Here is a 16367-nt window from a genome sequence, read left to right on the forward strand (position 1 = left end):
TATGTTTTGTCGCATTATGCTAAAACAACTTTGCCGCAGATGATACCCAGATACGCGACTCAAGAGAAAGTTTCATTAACTAATAAACATACAGCAGCCAAATAAGGTAACATTTACCCCTAAATGACCGTGTACCGAATGGATCTATAGAGTTGCAAATGATTGTAGATAAAACTGAATACCATATTGATGTAACTGAACATGGTACTGATGCTATCAATTTACTGGCACAAACCAGTGGTTTGAGTAAACAAGTGCTAAAAGATGCCATGCAAAAAGGCGCTATATGGCACAGTCACGGCAAGCAAACCAATCGTATTCGTCGCGCGAAAAAACCTCTGCAACCCGGAGATAAACTGCATCTTTATTACAATCAATATATTTTAGACGAACAAGTTGCTCCGGCAGAGTTACTGTTTGATGAAGGTGAATACAGTATTTGGTATAAGCCTTATGGTATGCGTTGCCAAGGTTCAAAGTGGAGTGATCACACCACCATCAACCGCTACGCCGAGTTGAACTTACAACCGCAACGCAATGCGTTTATTATTCATCGTCTGGACCGCGCTGCAACCGGTTTATTAGTGCTTGGACACAGTAAAAAAACCACTGCAGCCATCGCTAAACTATTTGAAACACGTGCATTAGAAAAATACTATCAAGTGATTGTTGAAGGTGCATTTCCGAGCAAGCCCGTTACCATTGATAGCCCTGTTGATAATAAGCCCGCGCTATCATACGCCACCTTACTCACCTACGACGCTACGTTGGATCAATCCAAGGTGCAGGTAAAAATAGACACTGGACGTAAACATCAAATTCGGATTCATATGGCTAGTCTTGGCCATCCGGTAGTGGGCGACCGTTTACATGGAAATGGTGCTGAACATTGCCCCGATTTAGCGCTAACATCGTGTTTTTTCCGCTTTGTATGCCCCATCAGTCATAGTCTAAAAACCTTTGAATTACCAGAGCATTATCGCCCAGCATTCACAACCACTTAATCAATCTACACGGAATCACATTATGCGTAGCATTATCGCGTTACTTTGCTTTAGTTTATTCAGCCAATACGCTATTGCGGCTAGTTTGCACTTGCCAGACAGAACCGAAACGGTATTCGTCAATAATAAGGCATCACACCAACAGTCTAAGGTATTGCTAGACTCAACTCTGCCTAATGGTATGCAGCAAATAGCCTTTCGCTATCAAGCTCGTTACCGCGATAATGGTAGCCAAAATGACTTTATCTCTGACGTAATTGTCTTGCGCTTTAACGCCAGTGAGCAAGATTATCGATTAACGCTACCGCCAATAAACTCAGCGGCAAGTGCCAAAAAATTTAATCTAAAACCAGCCATAACATTAACCGATAGCAGTGGTAACACGATTGCATTTACCCAAGATAAATTGATTAAATCAGGCTTACAAATTGGACGCGATTTTGTCCAAGAAATGGCTCAATATAATGCTTCTGCTGCCATAGCGGCTGTCGCGTCTAGCACTGTAATCACCCCATCACTTAATCCTGTATCTGGGGCAACCATAGCAAGCGATCACAGTAGTCAGGTCATTAGCCCGAGCACTGACGTAATTGAAGTTACAGCTGAAGATATCACCCAAGCAGAAGTGATGAGAATGCTGGATTATTGGTACCAAAAAGCCAATAACCAAACTCAAGCAGAGTTTAAAGCCAAAATAAATTAATAATCCTGTATCACTATGATTGCTGAAGTGGATCTTGCTAGTTTGACTCTTGCTAGTTTGAATCTTGATAGTGCAATGATCAGCTGCTTGAGCCCCGCACAAAGGCAACGCGATTAGTTAATGGCAAATGTCATTATGTTTGAGCGCAAATATCAGCAAACTTAGCATTGAGTAAGCATTGTAAATCGGCTGGGCTTAGTGAAATCTCTAAGCCTCTTTTGCCAGCGCTGACATAGATACAATCGAACTGCTGCGCAGAGGCGTCAATCACTGTCATTAAACGCTTTTTTTGACCTAATGGGCTAACACCACCTAATACATAACCGCTCGAACGCTCTACCGCTAATGCTTCTGCCATGTGGGCTTTTTTAGCGCCTGCAGCTTTAGCGATTAACTTCATACTCAGCATCGACGATACAGGCACGATGCCAACCACCAGCGATTGATTATCCACACTCACCACCAAGGTTTTAAACACCTGTGCAGCGGGTACAGCCAGTTTTTGCGCCGCTTCTAAACCATAAGATTCACTATTAGTATCATGATGATATTCATGCACTTCAAAATCTATTTTATGCTTTTTCGCCATTTCAATTGCTGGAGTCATGCTGGTTCGCTCATATTAAATGCCGCATACACTGTTAGTGAAGGCATTGACCAATAGTATATTTATTGCAAATTAAGAAGCCAGTTGTACCTTCTTTGGCTGATAAAAATGCAGGTATCGCAGACAAACATAACTGACCACCACAGTAGCGACAAGCAGTTCAAGTTCTGCTAAAGCATGAATTTGCTGTACATACTCGTTTGCAATGCCGATGCTTTCCATCCATACCGACATTTTAAATAACGCAGTCGCACCTATCACCATAGGGAAGGTAAAAGCGGCATAACCAGGGCTAAAAGGTAGCCGTAATAACTTAAAAAATGACAGATAAATAATTGCCGTCATTAACACCCCAATACCAAATAATAGCCCAACGATCACCGGAGACGGTTGCTGAGTAATGGTTAGATATCCTGCTAAAGATAAGCTGGCTGGCGCGGCTAGAATGGCTAGTGTTGGTTTAGCTGCATCGGGAATTTGTTCTCTAAAAATAAGACGGTAAAGCATCATGGGTAACATCACCGCATAGCACAACATTCCAAAAAGCAGTGCCCCATGTGCAACCCATAATAAATGCTCATTACCTGAAAAAGAAACGTCGGCAACCACAATGCCAATCGGCGGAACAAACCAACTCGGTACCATGTGAGTTAATGAAAACTGCTTACTGCGATGATAAATAAACCCCACTAAAAAACTAATGTGCAGCAATACCGCAAATGACCATAATAAATCACCCGCTAGCGCAGAGACATGGCCCAACGAATTTGATACCACCATTAATGCCATGGCAAAGGTAGGCACCACACTGCCTACCACAGGATGAGCAAGATCTTGACGCAATAGGTTTGAATGTAATATAAATTTACCACTCAAAATCAGTAACAACACACTGGCAATAGCAGCCGAGAACCATTGTCCATAATGGTGTAAATCCACAAGGTTTTCCCAACTCCAACCTAAACTTGCAATACCTAACGCCAGCCCTGCCATCGGCGTTGGTACGGCCATTAGTGAATTTTTTACTGCTCGAATCATTACAACCTCAAACTGCCCATCAGAGAATAAGCCAATATTACGCTTGCACTTTGTTTATATATATCCAATTATACGGAACACACGTTCAGAAAAACTAAACGATTAGCGGTTTAAAAGTCACTGCCGCCATTTTATCGGTTTATTAACCAATACCTTCACTAAGTCAGGCGCGATGAATATTTCACTCAAACAGCTCAATGTTTTTAGCAGCATTACTCAACATAAAACCCTAACGGCAGCCGCCGAGGCGTTATATCTGTCTAAAGCAGCGGTGAGCATGGCACTGGCAGAATTAGAAAAACAACTCGGTCATGCGCTATTTGATCGGGTTAACAACCGCTTAATTCTTAATCAAGAAGGTCACAAGCTGTTACCACTGGCCGACGAGCTGCTTAGTAGAGCAAATAACATCAGCCAATTGTTTGATGCAGACCACGCTTTTTCAGGTCAATTGAAAATAGGTGCCAGTGACACCCTAGGGAACCATGTTGTTCCGGGGTTATTGAGCCAATTTCGGCAGCAATATCAGCATTTCTCGCAAAGTGTGGTGATTTCTAATTCACGGCTTATTTGCCAAAAACTGCTGGATTACGAACTAGATATCGGCTTGATCGAAGGGAAAAGTCATCATCCAGAACTTATCGCTACTCAATTCAGCCATGATGAGATGTGTATTATCGCAGCGCCTCAGTTACCTATAAGCCAACAAGCTAAGTGCAAATTTAGCCATTTAGAAAACAGTGAATGGGTATTACGTGAAGCAGGCTCAGGCTCGCGAGAGTTTTTCTTACATACCATAGCGCCACAAATAGCGGCGTGGCATGAAGTGTTTGAACTTAATACTACAGAAGCGCTAATTAACAGTGTTTCCGCGGGACTCGGCTTAGGTTGCTTATCAACTTTAGCGGCACAATATGCCATTAACGATGGCCGCGTAGTTCGGCTGGATCTACCTCAAGCGAGCAATCATCTTAATATGCAACGACCATTTTGGTTAGTGGTTCATAAAGACAAATACCATAGCCCGCTGCTGAAAAGCTTTATTGAGTTTTGCCATCAATGGGATAATACATAAAAATATCGAGGTCGGTTGTGATAGTAGATTTATTGATGTTCTTATGGTTAATCATTTAGGCGGCGTATATATTTTTATCACTATAGATTAATAATTAAATTTATTAAGGTATTTTTAATGTATTAGGGATAGCATCTCAGATCGTACATAAATTTTACAATCAATATATTTTACCTCATTAAACTTTCTTTTAAATTAAAGTTTGATCACAAGGTGAATTTTAAAGCATTAATTACTGGACTGTTTGAGGGATAAATGAGTAACCGACCTGAAATAACTATTTCGTCACTAGATTCTATAAGACTCTTTAAGTTAATTGAGTCATTACCGACAAAAAAAATGGTCGGCATTAATGAGCTAGAAGAAGAGCTCGCCCGTGCAAATATAGTTGAACCAACGGAAGTGCCGCCTACAATTGTGACGATGAATTCAACAGTTAAATTTACTGTAGAGTCGTCTCGTGATGAATTTATGATGACTCTTGTTTATCCCAAAGACCTTGATTTAAGTGGTGATAAAATATCTATTCTTGCACCTGTTGGCAGTGCGTTACTTGGGCTTTCTCAAGGTGATGAAATTGAATGGCCTAAGCCTGGTGGAGGGTTAATAAAAATTAAAATTAAAGAAATTTTCTATCAACCTGAAAGAGCTGGCGAATACAACCGCTAAGCTCGAAATTATTGATACACGCTGAACTTGTATAGAAAAAATATAGATATAAATCAATCACTTGAACCTTGTATACTTAATATTAAAACCTAAGAGCATGATATTTTTCATAGAAATATATCATGCTCTTACTAAACTTTTCACCTTCTGATGTAATGCATCATTGAGCCTTTTTTATCCTAAAAATGTTATCCCGAAGCTTTTTACCCAGAAATGTTAATCTCAATGTTGTTAAAAATCTGTGTATGTTGGGTCGAGAGATTTAGCGGGTTGGATCCACTGACGTTACCAATTGTGCATACTTATCATTAAGCGATTTCAATCAATAGCAGACCATAACGATGTGACCGTAATTTTATTAAATCTAGCGAAAACTGATGGTTTCATGACTTGTCATATATTTAAATCACTCAGGTTACTGTTATCTTTTTTATTTAAAAAAATTTGCTTGAAGTTATTATTTAAGCTGCTATATTGACGTTATGAAAATATCAATTCTTATATTTTATTCTATTATTTTCTTAGGGAGCTTCGCCCTAAAATTCCCCGTTTAAGCGGGCGTCCCTTTACGCCCATCTGTTTTTACAGATCAAAAAAATACTCACCTTTAATTAAATCATTGAGTTGCTATCGTTTTAATCTCGCTTAGAATGGCGAATTTTAACTATATTGACTGTTAAAAATAGATTTATTAAATAGTCATGTCTCACAATCTTATTAAATGGTTGAGAAACGTTATTCTGAGTAGAAAGGTAATCTACGCTTAAATTTTTAAATTAAGCCACGCATTAACTCTGACAGATGATTAAGGAGGGCGATGGGTTATTTATTTCAACAATCTCGTTTATTGCATTAAATAAGCATTATTAATATTTTATTTATTATTAGGTGATAATATGTCTAAGCATGAAATGAAAAAACCATTGTTATCGTTAAAAGAAAAACGTAAATTGAAAAAAGAGTCAAATACGACAGAGATAGTCAAACCTAGAAAGAAAAAAGGTTAAGGCTACTGGGTGCCAATAATTTTGGCACCCTTTTTATTATAGCTTTGATTTATATAAGATAATAGGCAGTGCCTAGTACCCATTTAACGATGATAAATGATTGTTTCATGATTATCTGGCATATACCGTTAAACTCAAAATGCTATCAATAGCATCGTTTTTAGAGCATAGCCTTTACGTACAGTTTTAGGCCTGTTTCTATAAATCAGCACACTCAATAAACTTAGTAAGCAACGCTAATACGTTGATTAATATGCTTGGCATTTTCGGCTTCATCTAACATGGCTTTGGCGTAATCGACTACTGACACTCGGCTTTGGCCGTCTGCATCAGTAAAGAATTCATCGCCACCTACACGGTACTGGCCTTCGGACTCGCCAGGGAAGATAAAGGCGGCCGGACTAACATAAGTCCACTTGATAGCAGAATCGGTAGCGCGGAATACTGCCAATACTTCACCTTGGGCGATGGCTTCGGCTTTATATTCTTCAGGGAATTCTGCTGTTGACACTAACGTCACCCCTGGCGCGACTTCTAGACTACCAGCACCACCGACCCACAACAAACGCGGTGTGCCTGCTTGAGGTAAGTGCTGTAATAATTGCTGTGCGGTTTGTGCTACCACTTGATGATTTTGTGCGGCGCGGCCACCGATTGACGCTATCACCACATCAACGTCGGCAAATGCGCTAGCTATGGCATCGCTTGTCATAGTGGTTAAATCAAGTGTTCGTACGGCCACATCTTGATTGACTTTGCTAGCGTCGCGAACGACGGCAACCACTTCATGACCACGGCTAATAGCCTGCTGCATGATCGTGCCACCAATCCAACCTGTTGCGCCTAATACTGCTAGTTTCATGTTTTGTCTCGCTCTATTAATTAACAATGAAGCCAGTGTATAGACAACATAATCCGAGATAAATATCACTTATTGCGCTTAATTGTTTCATTTAGAGATACAAAATAAATCATAATTGTGTAGTTTAAAGCAATCTAAACGGCGTGCTAATGCGTATCTAATAGCTTATTCACCATGAGATTTTTTGGCGCCATGCCCGACACGATCAAACAAGCTATTAATATCGTCTGGTTTAAACGCGACTTGCGCTTGTCTGATCATCAGCCGCTGGTCGATGCGTTTAACCATGATTTACCCTGCTTGCTCATTTATGATTTTGAACCATTTATGTTGGCTGACTCGCATTATAATCAACGTCATTGGCGCTTTGTGTGGCAGTCGCTGCAAGACATGAATCAACAACTGGCGCGATTTAATGGTCAGGTGTATGCCTTTTGTGTGCCAATAATTGATTTACTGGACGAGTTATCACAACAGTTTGAAATTAACACTATGTTCAGCCATCAAGAGATTGGTCTACACAACAGCTTTGAGCGCGATAAAGCGGTGGCACTCTGGTGTCATCAGCAACAAATCCATTGGCAACAATCACCAACAGGTGCGGTAGTTCGAGGGCGCAAGCATCGTCAAGCCTGGGATCAACACTGGCAACAAGTGATGAACAGCCCTATTGCGGTCCCCAATTGGCAACAATGTCAGCTGCAAAAGCTCGACAACTACCATACTCCGCTTATCGATCAGGCCATCATTACAGACAACGATCAATTCCAAACGGGTGGTCCTAGAGCGGCTAGAGCAATACTGAGCAGTTTTCTAAGCTACCGTGGTAAAGACTACCAACGCAGTATTTCGAGCCCGAGCTTAAGTCGCAGCCACTGTTCACGCTTATCACCTTATTTAGCATGGGGAAACATCAGTTTAAAGCAAGTGTATCAAGCGACATTAACCCGTTATAACGCGGTGCAAACCAGCAATAAAGCGTGGAAAAAGCCTTTATTAGCTATGATGTCGCGCCTACATTGGCATTGCCATTTTATGCAGAAATTTGAAAGCCAATGCAGTATGGAATTCACCCCGGTAAACCCTGGGTATTTAGATTATCCTTATCGCAGCGACGACAACGTAGCGCAAGATATTCAGCGCTGGGCTGAAGGCCAAACGGGGATCCCCATTATTGATGCCTGCATGCGCTGTTTACGAGAGACTGGTTATATCAATTTTAGAATGCGCGCCATGTTGGTCAGTTTTGTGACCCATCATTTAAACATTGCGTGGCAACATGCTAGCTTACCGTTAGCTAATTATTTTCTCGATTTTGAACCTGGGATCCATTACCCGCAACTGCAAATGCAAGCCTCGGTGACAGGCATTAACACCATACGCTTATACAATCCCATCAAGCAGTCACAAGACCAAGATCCACGCGGGGAGTTTATTCGATTGTGGTGCCCAGAGCTCACCAACTTACCCAATGAGTATATTCATCAACCTTGGCTGCAACCGCCAATGGAAGCTATTTTCAATGATCTAATCTTAGGCCGTGATTACCCTGAACCTATGATAGATCTTACTCTGGCATCACAAATTGCCCGCGATCGCTTGTGGTCATATCGCGATCAACCTCAAGTTAAACGCCATATCGCTGCAGTATTAGGTCGTCATGTTAGCCCTAAGCGAAAACGAACTAAGGGCAAACCGATAGCCACAACAACTCAGGCTAAAGACCGTCATGACACATAAAAAACGCCATCTTGAACATAAAGTCTGTCTAGTTTGCCAACGCCCGTTTGCGTGGCGTAAAAAATGGGCTAAAGATTGGGACAAGGTTAAATATTGTTCTGAACACTGTCGCCGACATAAATCTGAATAAAGGTAATCACCATGACGACACTTTACACCAATGCTTCACCAACATTATTGCCGGAAACCAGCACATTGAGACTCATCTTGGGCGATCAACTTAATGCGTCACACTCCTGGTTTAAACAAGTCGATCCTAATGTGGTGTATTTGATTGCCGAGTTGGGACAAGAAGCAAGCTACGTCACTCATCATGTTCAGAAGGTCTGCGCCTTTTTTGCCTCTATGGCGCAATTTGCACAGGCCTTAGCCAAGAGTGGTCATCAAGTTTTGTACCTGACCTTAGATGAAACCCAGCACTATGCCGACCTACCCGCCTTGCTTGAACACATTACTGCAACGCATCAATTAACCCATTTTCAATACCAACACGCTGACGAATACCGTTTAGCGCAGCAATTGGGCTCTCTTTTACTACCAGGCATTGCTATCAATAGCACTGACAGTGAACATTTTTTACTGCCGTTTAGCGATATTCAAACTGAATTCACCCCGAAAAAACACGCCAAAATGGAGTTCTTTTATCGGCGGATGCGCAAACGTTTTAATGTGCTGATGCAAGATGGAGAACCTTTGGGAGGCCAGTGGAACTTTGACCAGCAAAACCGTGCCAGCTTTAAAAAGAATGACCTTGGCGATATTCCTGCGCCATTAATGTTTGCCAACGACGTCAGTGATATTTTAGCCCGACTTAAGCGCCATAATATCAACACCATAGGCAAAGCAGAAAGCCAATTATTATGGCCGCTTAATCGACGCCAATCACGTGAGTTACTTGACTTTTTTTGCCAGCATTTATTAATCCGCTTTGGTCATTTCCAAGATGCAATGACCGAAAATAGTCGTGCGGATTGGAGTCTATATCATTCAAGATTATCGTTTGCGCTTAACAGCAAAATGATTTCACCTAGCGAAGTCATCAATAAAGTTATCGCCCATTGGCAAGCGCATCAAGATGATATTTCACTGGCCCAAGTAGAGGGGTTTGTCCGCCAAATACTCGGTTGGCGCGAATATGTCCGCGGTATTTATTGGATCAATATGCCCGACTACGCGACGCAAAATGCCTTGCAAGCACAACGACCCCTGCCGGAGTATTTTTGGACCGCCAACACTAAGATGAATTGCATGCACCACACCATAAAACAGTCGCTCGATTATGCCTATGCCCACCATATTCAACGGTTAATGGTCACCGGCTGTTTTAGTTTACTCGCGGGTATCAATCCAGATGACGTCGACCAGTGGTATTTAGGCATTTACATTGATGCCATCGAATGGGTCGAAATGCCCAATACCCGCGGGATGACTCAATTTGCCGACGGCGGCATTGTGGCCACCAAACCGTATGCCGCCAGCGGTAACTATTTGAACAAAATGAGCGACTATTGCAAAAGCTGCCATTACAATGTCAAACTCAAGACAGAAGATAACGCCTGCCCATTCAACAGTTTATATTGGCATTTTATTCAACGCCATCAAGAGAAATTTCAACACAACCCTCGCATGACTATGGTGTATAAAAACTGGCAAAAAATGGATGCGCACACGCAACAGGCCATTATTAACAAAGCCGATAACCTATTGGAAAATATAGAAAGCTTATAACCTTTGGCTGTCGCGATAGGATGATGTTATGGACAAAATATCTGCTATACGCAGCTTTGTGGAAGTGGCCAGTTGTGGCAGCTTTACCCAAGCGGCCGAGCAACTAGGTTTAAGCCGTTTACAAGTGTCACGCCATATCAAAGAAGTTGAACAATGGTTGGGGTTGCGATTATTACATCGCACCACTCGCCAAGTGAGTCTTACCTTACAAGGCGAAGAAGCACTGAATTATTGCCAGCGTATTTTAAGTGAAGTCACCGCGATGGAGAGTCGCGCCAATAGTCATAATAATGAACTGGTAGGCAGTATCCGTATCGCCTCGCCCATTGGACTTGGGCAACACAAACTGTATGACGTAGTTGAGGCTTTTTGCCTGCAACATCCTCAGGTTAATATACAACTGTTACTGTCGGATAATGTCTCACAATTGGTTAACGACAGGGTTGATATCGCCCTGCGTTACACCCATCAGCCAGATGAAAGCTTAATAGCTAGACGCTTAATGCACATTGATAGCGTCATTTGCGCCTCCCCAGACTATCTCGCCAAACATTCAGCCATCGAATCGGTTAATGACTTATTGCAACACAACTGTTTGCGCCACTCTAGTCAGCAACGCTGGGAAATAATTGCAGACTCACAACCTCACCTATTGGATGTGAGCGGTAATTTACAAGCCAACGACATGGGCGTATTAATCAATGCAGCCCGTCGCGGCAATGGCATAGTGTGTTTACCTACCGATTTAGCCAATGGCTACCTTGAACGCCAAGAACTGGTTGAAGTATTACCCCAACTGACGGTACCAGGTAAAACCATATGGGCCGTGTATTTGTCGCGCAGTTATCAACAAACCGTCGTCAGAGCATTTATCGACTTTACCGCCGATGCTTGGCAGCAAGACATAAAAAAATGGCAAGCAAGCTAGAGTCACTAATCACGATTCGATAAGCCCTAATAACTGACTTCTAACGAATAATATCCAGTAATAGTTGTTGTAATTTCAGTGGCTGATCGAGACTGGCATCATGGCCGCAATCATCCATTTTATGTAACTGTGTTTGATAAAATAGCGCTAACTGTTCGCTGCATTTGGGGTGAGCTAACTTATCTTGATTGGCGACTATCACGCTGACCGGTATGTTATTCAATTCAGGACTATGAAAACGGGCCGAGGCGTACAATTGCCTTAGTCCATTGATAAATGATGTATGGCATTGCAATCTCAGTAAACTCCAAGCATTAATCACTTCAATGTTGTGACTAAAATGCCTGCTGGTAAAATCAACGACAATCGCTTCTAACCAGTGACCTTTGCCTGTGTTGGCTTGCTGAGAGCTCGCTAAGCCAGAGCGCAAAAACCTTAGTAAAACATGCGTTATAGAGGTCACTAAGCCGACACATTGAAACCGATAATACCAAGGCGACAAGTTGGCAGCACTGCTGTTAATTAACACCACATGCTGAATTCGTGAGCGACACTGCGCCGCCATGGTTAGCGCCAACATACCGCCCATTGATAATCCCACCAAGACCAACTTAACTTGGCTTGGCCGCATGGCCTGCTTGAGCAAAGCGGCATCAATTTGTTGCCACACCGCCTCGCAATAGTCTTGCATCTTACCTGGGCTCGGTTGATTGACCAGTAGGCCATTACCAGGCAAGTCAACACAAATGACATTGAGCCCTTGCTGGTTTAAACGCTGGTCAAAACCATACCAATGGCGGCTGTCGCGCATTAAGCCTCTGAGTAACACTAAGGTGGTCATCGTTTATCCTCACTTAGCCTTTTTAGACCAGAAGCGCTTAGCTTGTTGAGTCAATTGCGTCAGTTGTTGGGGTTTTATTTGTTCAATAATTTGCGCATAAGCTGCATCTATAATGAACTGCATTAATACCAGGTGACGGCGTAAAATACGTTGATGGCGATGTGTTTTTTGTGGATTAAAATAACCAGAGAAGTTAAATAGCTGACGTGGGTTTTTACGTACCCAAGCCCACGAGCCCATTTCTAAGGTTAACGGAATAAACGGTTTCCCGCTGACATTACTCGCCACCAAATAATCCCAAATATCACCGTGGGTACGATAGAAATGGCTTTGAGGTGCTAACTGATAATGGCTGTGATGCGGATAGCCTTTTTCGAACAACTGCATTAACTGATAAATATAACCTATGCCTTCAAAGGGTTGTCGAGTATGCGCATGGGGAAACCACAAATGATCCTGTAAACCAAAACCTGAGTGAGCATCGAGCACCATAACACTGCTGCTGTCTTGCTGTAATTGTTGCACATAGCTCACTAACGCATGGGTTTCTAGCTCCATACCATTTTGCCCTCGATACCAAGGCAAACGCGGCGAAAGTCGCTGACCGCCGACAAGAAAGGTCACGTCTTCATCTGAATCAATGGGAGCATTACGCATTAAATCAACATTGTTACCATTACCTCGACTGCCACGCAAAAAGCCAACCGGATTCACCACGGGGACAAAGGCTAAGCGCACGTGTTGCAGTAATTGCTGTAAGTGAGTATCCCATGGTAACCGATTGAGTAGGCTGTCTAAAAAGGCCAAAATCACTTGAGCACCGATGCGCTCAACCCCATGGACCCCGCCAACAAACAATACCGTAGGACATGGCTGTTGCTGTTGACCTAGCTCAATGGCTGTAACCGACAATTTTTCACCACGGTAATATAAATCTGCCAAGGACTGATGGCGAAATTGCTGCTGATGCTGAGCAATCAAGCGCTTTAAGGTGTCTATCTCGAAGGAATGCTCAAATGAAAACCTAGCCATTAGCCACTTTTTACTGTCACAAAATCATCTTAATACGTTAACGAAAAAATAAGACAGGTTAATGACAATCAATTGAAACAAGCTAATTAACACAAGACTTAACAATGTTTACATAAATAAAACAAACCAATATAGATCATATATTTAGAAAACTATTATTAAGTTTGGCGACCCAACTCACATTCGCTTGAATGCTGAGGTTTTATCATTATTAACCGAGAGAACCACAGCACAGGCATTGGATAATGAGCACAATTGAATCAATCACCTTAATGCTAGCCCTAGTGTATAGCACTAGCCTACTGTATTGGAGTGGCAAAAAATGGGGGGCACTCGCTAGCGGAGCATTATTACTTGGTGCTACCTTAGCCAGTTTTTTTTGGCCATTATTACTTCTATTGCTCGTGTCAGTATTAATCGTCACCGCAGTAGGGCAATACCAACCTGCATTTGCTAATGCTGAAGGTAGACCCAATCAAGTACGTGAAATTTGCCAACATTTTTTTGCCCTGGCGATGTTATTAGTCGGGGTGCAATATGCCATCAACGCAGGCTTATTATATGCAGGAGAAACACCTTGGTTAATGCGACCCGATATCGGTGATGCATTTTTACCTATTGCTGGCGGCATAGAACTTAAAGCAATTTTAACCTTAGGCCTGTGGGATCAAAATCACCCCGCGGCGGTAGTGATGCTCTGTGTCGTCCTACTGACTGGTGTGGTGTGCAAACGCGCTTTTTGTGGCTGGGCTTGCCCGCTGGGACTTGCTGGTGAATACCTGTATAAACTCAGAAAGCGTGTTATTCATGCTGAACTATTACCACCAGCATGGATTGACTGGCCACTGAGAATGGTCAAGTATTTGCTACTCGCAGCGCTGCTTTATTTGGTCATTTCTATGCCATCGGCAAGTATTCCACACTACTTAGAGGGCAACTATCACAAAGTAGCTGACTTAAAAATGGCTGTGTTTTTTATGATGCCATCCATAGTGGCACTAATAGGTTTTAGTATTATCTTTGCCTTAGCAGCATGGCGTCGCCAAGGTTTTTGCCGTTATATTTGCCCCTATGGCGCACTGTTAGGTATTGTCAGTTTTTTAAGCCCATTCAAAATACGCCGCGATACTCAACATTGTTTAATTGATGCCAAAGGCATGAGTTGCGATAAATGTACTCGCGCATGCCCTGCTAATATATCAGTGCATACTCAAAAAAATATTCGCTCCGACGAGTGCCAAGCCTGTATGCGTTGTGTATCAGCTTGTCCAAAAAAACAAGCTCTACAATTTAGTACTCGTAATGGTATTCAGCTGTCCGCCAGAGGGATATTAATAGTGTTGCTGACCACTATGTTCATGTTACCGCTATTTGCTTACGTCAGTGGCTACTGGCACAGCCAAACACCCAATAGTATTAAGATGGAACTGATACAAAAGCTTGATCGTGTGGGTCACTAATCACATCGATTTTTAGCTGAACAATAAAAAAGGGCTGCATTAAGCAGCCCTTTGAATGAATTAACGCTGTAAAAAATTATGCAGCAGGAGTCACTTTACGCTTGTTGTGCGCAACAATCAGAGCAATAAGACACACTACCCCCACCACGATACCCGCTGGCTGGCTCATCTCTTGTGGAAAACCTAAACCAATACCGGCGGTTAAAATGTACGACAGAGTCACACAAGTACCGATAATAGCAGGCAGACTAACAATCCAATGGAACGCGCCGCGATCAAACAGATACTTAGTCGCTAGCCACAATACGCTGGTAGATAACAACATATTAGAGAATGCGAAGTAACGCCAAATTAACGTAAAGTCAATTTTGGTCATAAAGTAAGCAATAATTAACACAGGTACCGCAACTAACAGACGGTTGGTCATGCTTTGTGGAATTTTAAACGCATCGATAATGGTTAGACGTAACGATCTAAATGCAGTATCACCAGATGTAATAGGGAATACAGCAACCGCGATAACCGCCATAATACCACCGATAACACCTAAGTAAGTGGTTGCGACTTGGTTAACCACCATACCAGGGCCACCTTGAGCAAGAATAGCTTTTAGCTCAACATAACCACCAGGGAATGCAGCAATACCCGCTGTTGCCCATACACAAGCAACAATACCTTCAGCAACCATGGCGCCATAATACACTGGACGAACATACTTTTCGTTGGTTAAACAACGGGCCATAATCGGAGCTTGCGTTGAATGGAAACCACTGATGGCACCACAAGTAATGGTGACAAACAATAATGGCCATACAGGTAAACCGTCTGGATTAGGCTCTAATAAATCATTGTTGTAGTGGCTGTGATTAAAATAAGCAAACACATCGCCAAATTCTGGAAGTTGTGGCGCATGGATTAATAACGCCACTGCAATAGAGGTTGTCATCACAATCATTAGCGCGCCAAAAAAGGGATAAAGCTTAGTAATAATTTTGTCTATCGGCAGTAATGTTGCGAAGAAGTAGTAAGCTAAAATAACTAATACCCAAAAGGTATTATTAGCAAAAATAGTATCTTTAAAATAATCTAAGTTACTCAGCAAACCTGCTGGGCTCATGATGAAAACCACGCCAACAAAGAACAGCAGCATAGCGGTAAAGATCAACATGGCCGCTTTAAAGTAGATGTTAAAATAATGCCCTGCAATTTCAGGTAAGCTTTTACCGTCTTCCTTAATGCTCATTACGCCAGAAAAATAATCGTGTACTGCGCCACCCAGTATATTACCAAGCACAATCCACACCAGTGCAATAGGGCCGTACAACGCACCTAAAATGGGGCCGAATATCGGTCCAACTCCGGCAATATTAAGAAATTGAATTAAAAACGCTTTCGCTGGATGAACAGGAACATAGTCAACACCATCTTCAAAACGCGCTTGGGGGGTTTTTGCGTTAGGGTCAATACCAGCTTGTCGTTCTACAAACGGACTATAAAACTTGTATGCAAGCAGCAGCACGCCAATACAAATAAGAAAAATCAACATTGTTTTGTTATCCCATTAATTATAATAATATTTAGTTGTGAGTTTGTTGTAGTTACAAGAATAGGTCAAGCTAGGTCTTCTTATACCAAAGTAGGGGTTGATAATCTAAAAGCGGCACAGAATGGGG

Annotated in this window: 15 protein-coding genes; 9 read left to right on the plus strand and 6 right to left on the minus strand. The window is 42.2% G+C overall.

Features of this window, described 5'->3' with window-relative positions; genetic code table 11:
- The first annotated feature begins 158 nt into the window (after positions 1-158).
- Positions 159-1004 carry an RNA pseudouridine synthase gene (locus tag H5123_RS07260; RefSeq protein ID WP_182697516.1) on the plus strand — a complete coding sequence of 282 codons (846 nt, stop codon included), beginning with the start codon at positions 159-161 and terminating at the stop codon, positions 1002-1004.
- A 22-nt stretch (positions 1005-1026) separates the two neighbouring features.
- Complete coding sequence (locus tag H5123_RS07265) at positions 1027-1707, plus strand: DUF2057 domain-containing protein (protein ID WP_182697517.1); 681 nt, start codon at positions 1027-1029, stop codon at positions 1705-1707.
- Positions 1708-1840: 133 nt separating this feature from the next.
- Here the strand turns inward: H5123_RS07265 and ybaK are convergent, their stop codons facing one another.
- Complete coding sequence (ybaK, locus tag H5123_RS07270; RefSeq protein WP_124015525.1) at positions 1841-2314, minus strand: Cys-tRNA(Pro) deacylase; 474 nt, start codon at positions 2312-2314, stop codon at positions 1841-1843.
- Between the two features lie 72 nt (positions 2315-2386).
- On the minus strand, positions 2387-3352 hold the full coding sequence (locus tag H5123_RS07275) for a TDT family transporter (protein WP_124015524.1): 966 nt from the start codon (positions 3350-3352) through the stop codon (positions 2387-2389).
- Positions 3353-3524: 172 nt separating this feature from the next.
- On the opposite strand from H5123_RS07275, the gene H5123_RS07280 reads away from it, so the two are divergent.
- Both H5123_RS07280 and rnk read left to right on the plus strand, forming a co-directional pair.
- On the plus strand, positions 3525-4427 hold the full coding sequence (locus tag H5123_RS07280) for a LysR substrate-binding domain-containing protein (RefSeq protein ID WP_182697518.1): 903 nt from the start codon (positions 3525-3527) through the stop codon (positions 4425-4427).
- Between the two features lie 255 nt (positions 4428-4682).
- Positions 4683-5096: a nucleoside diphosphate kinase regulator gene (gene rnk, locus H5123_RS07285; RefSeq protein WP_182697519.1), complete on the plus strand. Its 414-nt coding sequence runs from the start codon at positions 4683-4685 to the stop codon at positions 5094-5096.
- A gap of 1230 nt (positions 5097-6326) precedes the next feature.
- On the opposite strand, the gene H5123_RS07290 is transcribed toward rnk, so the two are convergent.
- A complete protein-coding gene (locus H5123_RS07290) occupies positions 6327-6965 on the minus strand; it encodes an NAD(P)-dependent oxidoreductase (protein ID WP_182697520.1) in 639 nt (212 codons plus the stop codon).
- A 174-nt stretch (positions 6966-7139) separates the two neighbouring features.
- Here H5123_RS07290 and H5123_RS07295 point away from each other — a divergent pair, with 174 nt between their 5' ends.
- Genes H5123_RS07295 through H5123_RS07310 form a run of 4 tightly spaced genes read left to right on the plus strand, consistent with a single transcriptional unit; the run spans position 7140 to position 11361 of the window.
- A complete protein-coding gene (locus H5123_RS07295; RefSeq protein ID WP_259395603.1) occupies positions 7140-8705 on the plus strand; it encodes a cryptochrome/deoxyribodipyrimidine photo-lyase family protein in 1566 nt (521 codons plus the stop codon).
- Entirely contained in the window at positions 8695-8835 is a 141-nt protein-coding gene (locus H5123_RS07300) for a DUF2256 domain-containing protein (protein WP_182697521.1), read from the plus strand. The genes H5123_RS07295 and H5123_RS07300 overlap by 11 nt, the downstream gene beginning before the upstream one ends.
- Positions 8836-8846: 11 nt before the next feature.
- Positions 8847-10433 (plus strand): cryptochrome/photolyase family protein, encoded by a 1587-nt coding sequence (locus H5123_RS07305; RefSeq protein WP_182697522.1) that lies wholly within the window; start codon positions 8847-8849, stop codon positions 10431-10433.
- A gap of 28 nt (positions 10434-10461) precedes the next feature.
- The gene (locus H5123_RS07310; protein ID WP_182697523.1) at positions 10462-11361 is read left to right on the plus strand and encodes a LysR family transcriptional regulator; all 900 of its coding nucleotides are present in this window, start codon (positions 10462-10464) and stop codon (positions 11359-11361) included.
- 40 nt (positions 11362-11401) lie between these two features.
- Here H5123_RS07310 and H5123_RS07315 read toward each other — a convergent pair whose 3' ends face one another.
- Positions 11402-12202, minus strand: coding sequence for an alpha/beta fold hydrolase (locus H5123_RS07315; RefSeq protein ID WP_182697524.1), 801 nt, complete (start codon positions 12200-12202; stop codon positions 11402-11404).
- Positions 12203-12211: 9 nt separating this feature from the next.
- On the minus strand, positions 12212-13234 hold the full coding sequence (locus H5123_RS07320; protein WP_124015516.1) for a DUF2817 domain-containing protein: 1023 nt from the start codon (positions 13232-13234) through the stop codon (positions 12212-12214).
- A 245-nt stretch (positions 13235-13479) separates the two neighbouring features.
- On the opposite strand from H5123_RS07320, the gene H5123_RS07325 reads away from it, so the two are divergent.
- Positions 13480-14694 carry a 4Fe-4S binding protein gene (locus H5123_RS07325; protein WP_182697525.1) on the plus strand — a complete coding sequence of 405 codons (1215 nt, stop codon included), beginning with the start codon at positions 13480-13482 and terminating at the stop codon, positions 14692-14694.
- A gap of 76 nt (positions 14695-14770) precedes the next feature.
- Here the strand turns inward: H5123_RS07325 and H5123_RS07330 are convergent, their stop codons facing one another.
- Positions 14771-16240 (minus strand): carbon starvation protein A, encoded by a 1470-nt coding sequence (locus H5123_RS07330; protein ID WP_182697526.1) that lies wholly within the window; start codon positions 16238-16240, stop codon positions 14771-14773.
- Between the last annotated feature and the right edge of the window lie 127 nt (positions 16241-16367).

This window comes from Shewanella sp. SR43-4 (assembly GCF_014163845.1).
In the GTDB taxonomy this organism is placed as follows: domain Bacteria; phylum Pseudomonadota; class Gammaproteobacteria; order Enterobacterales; family Shewanellaceae; genus Shewanella; species Shewanella vesiculosa.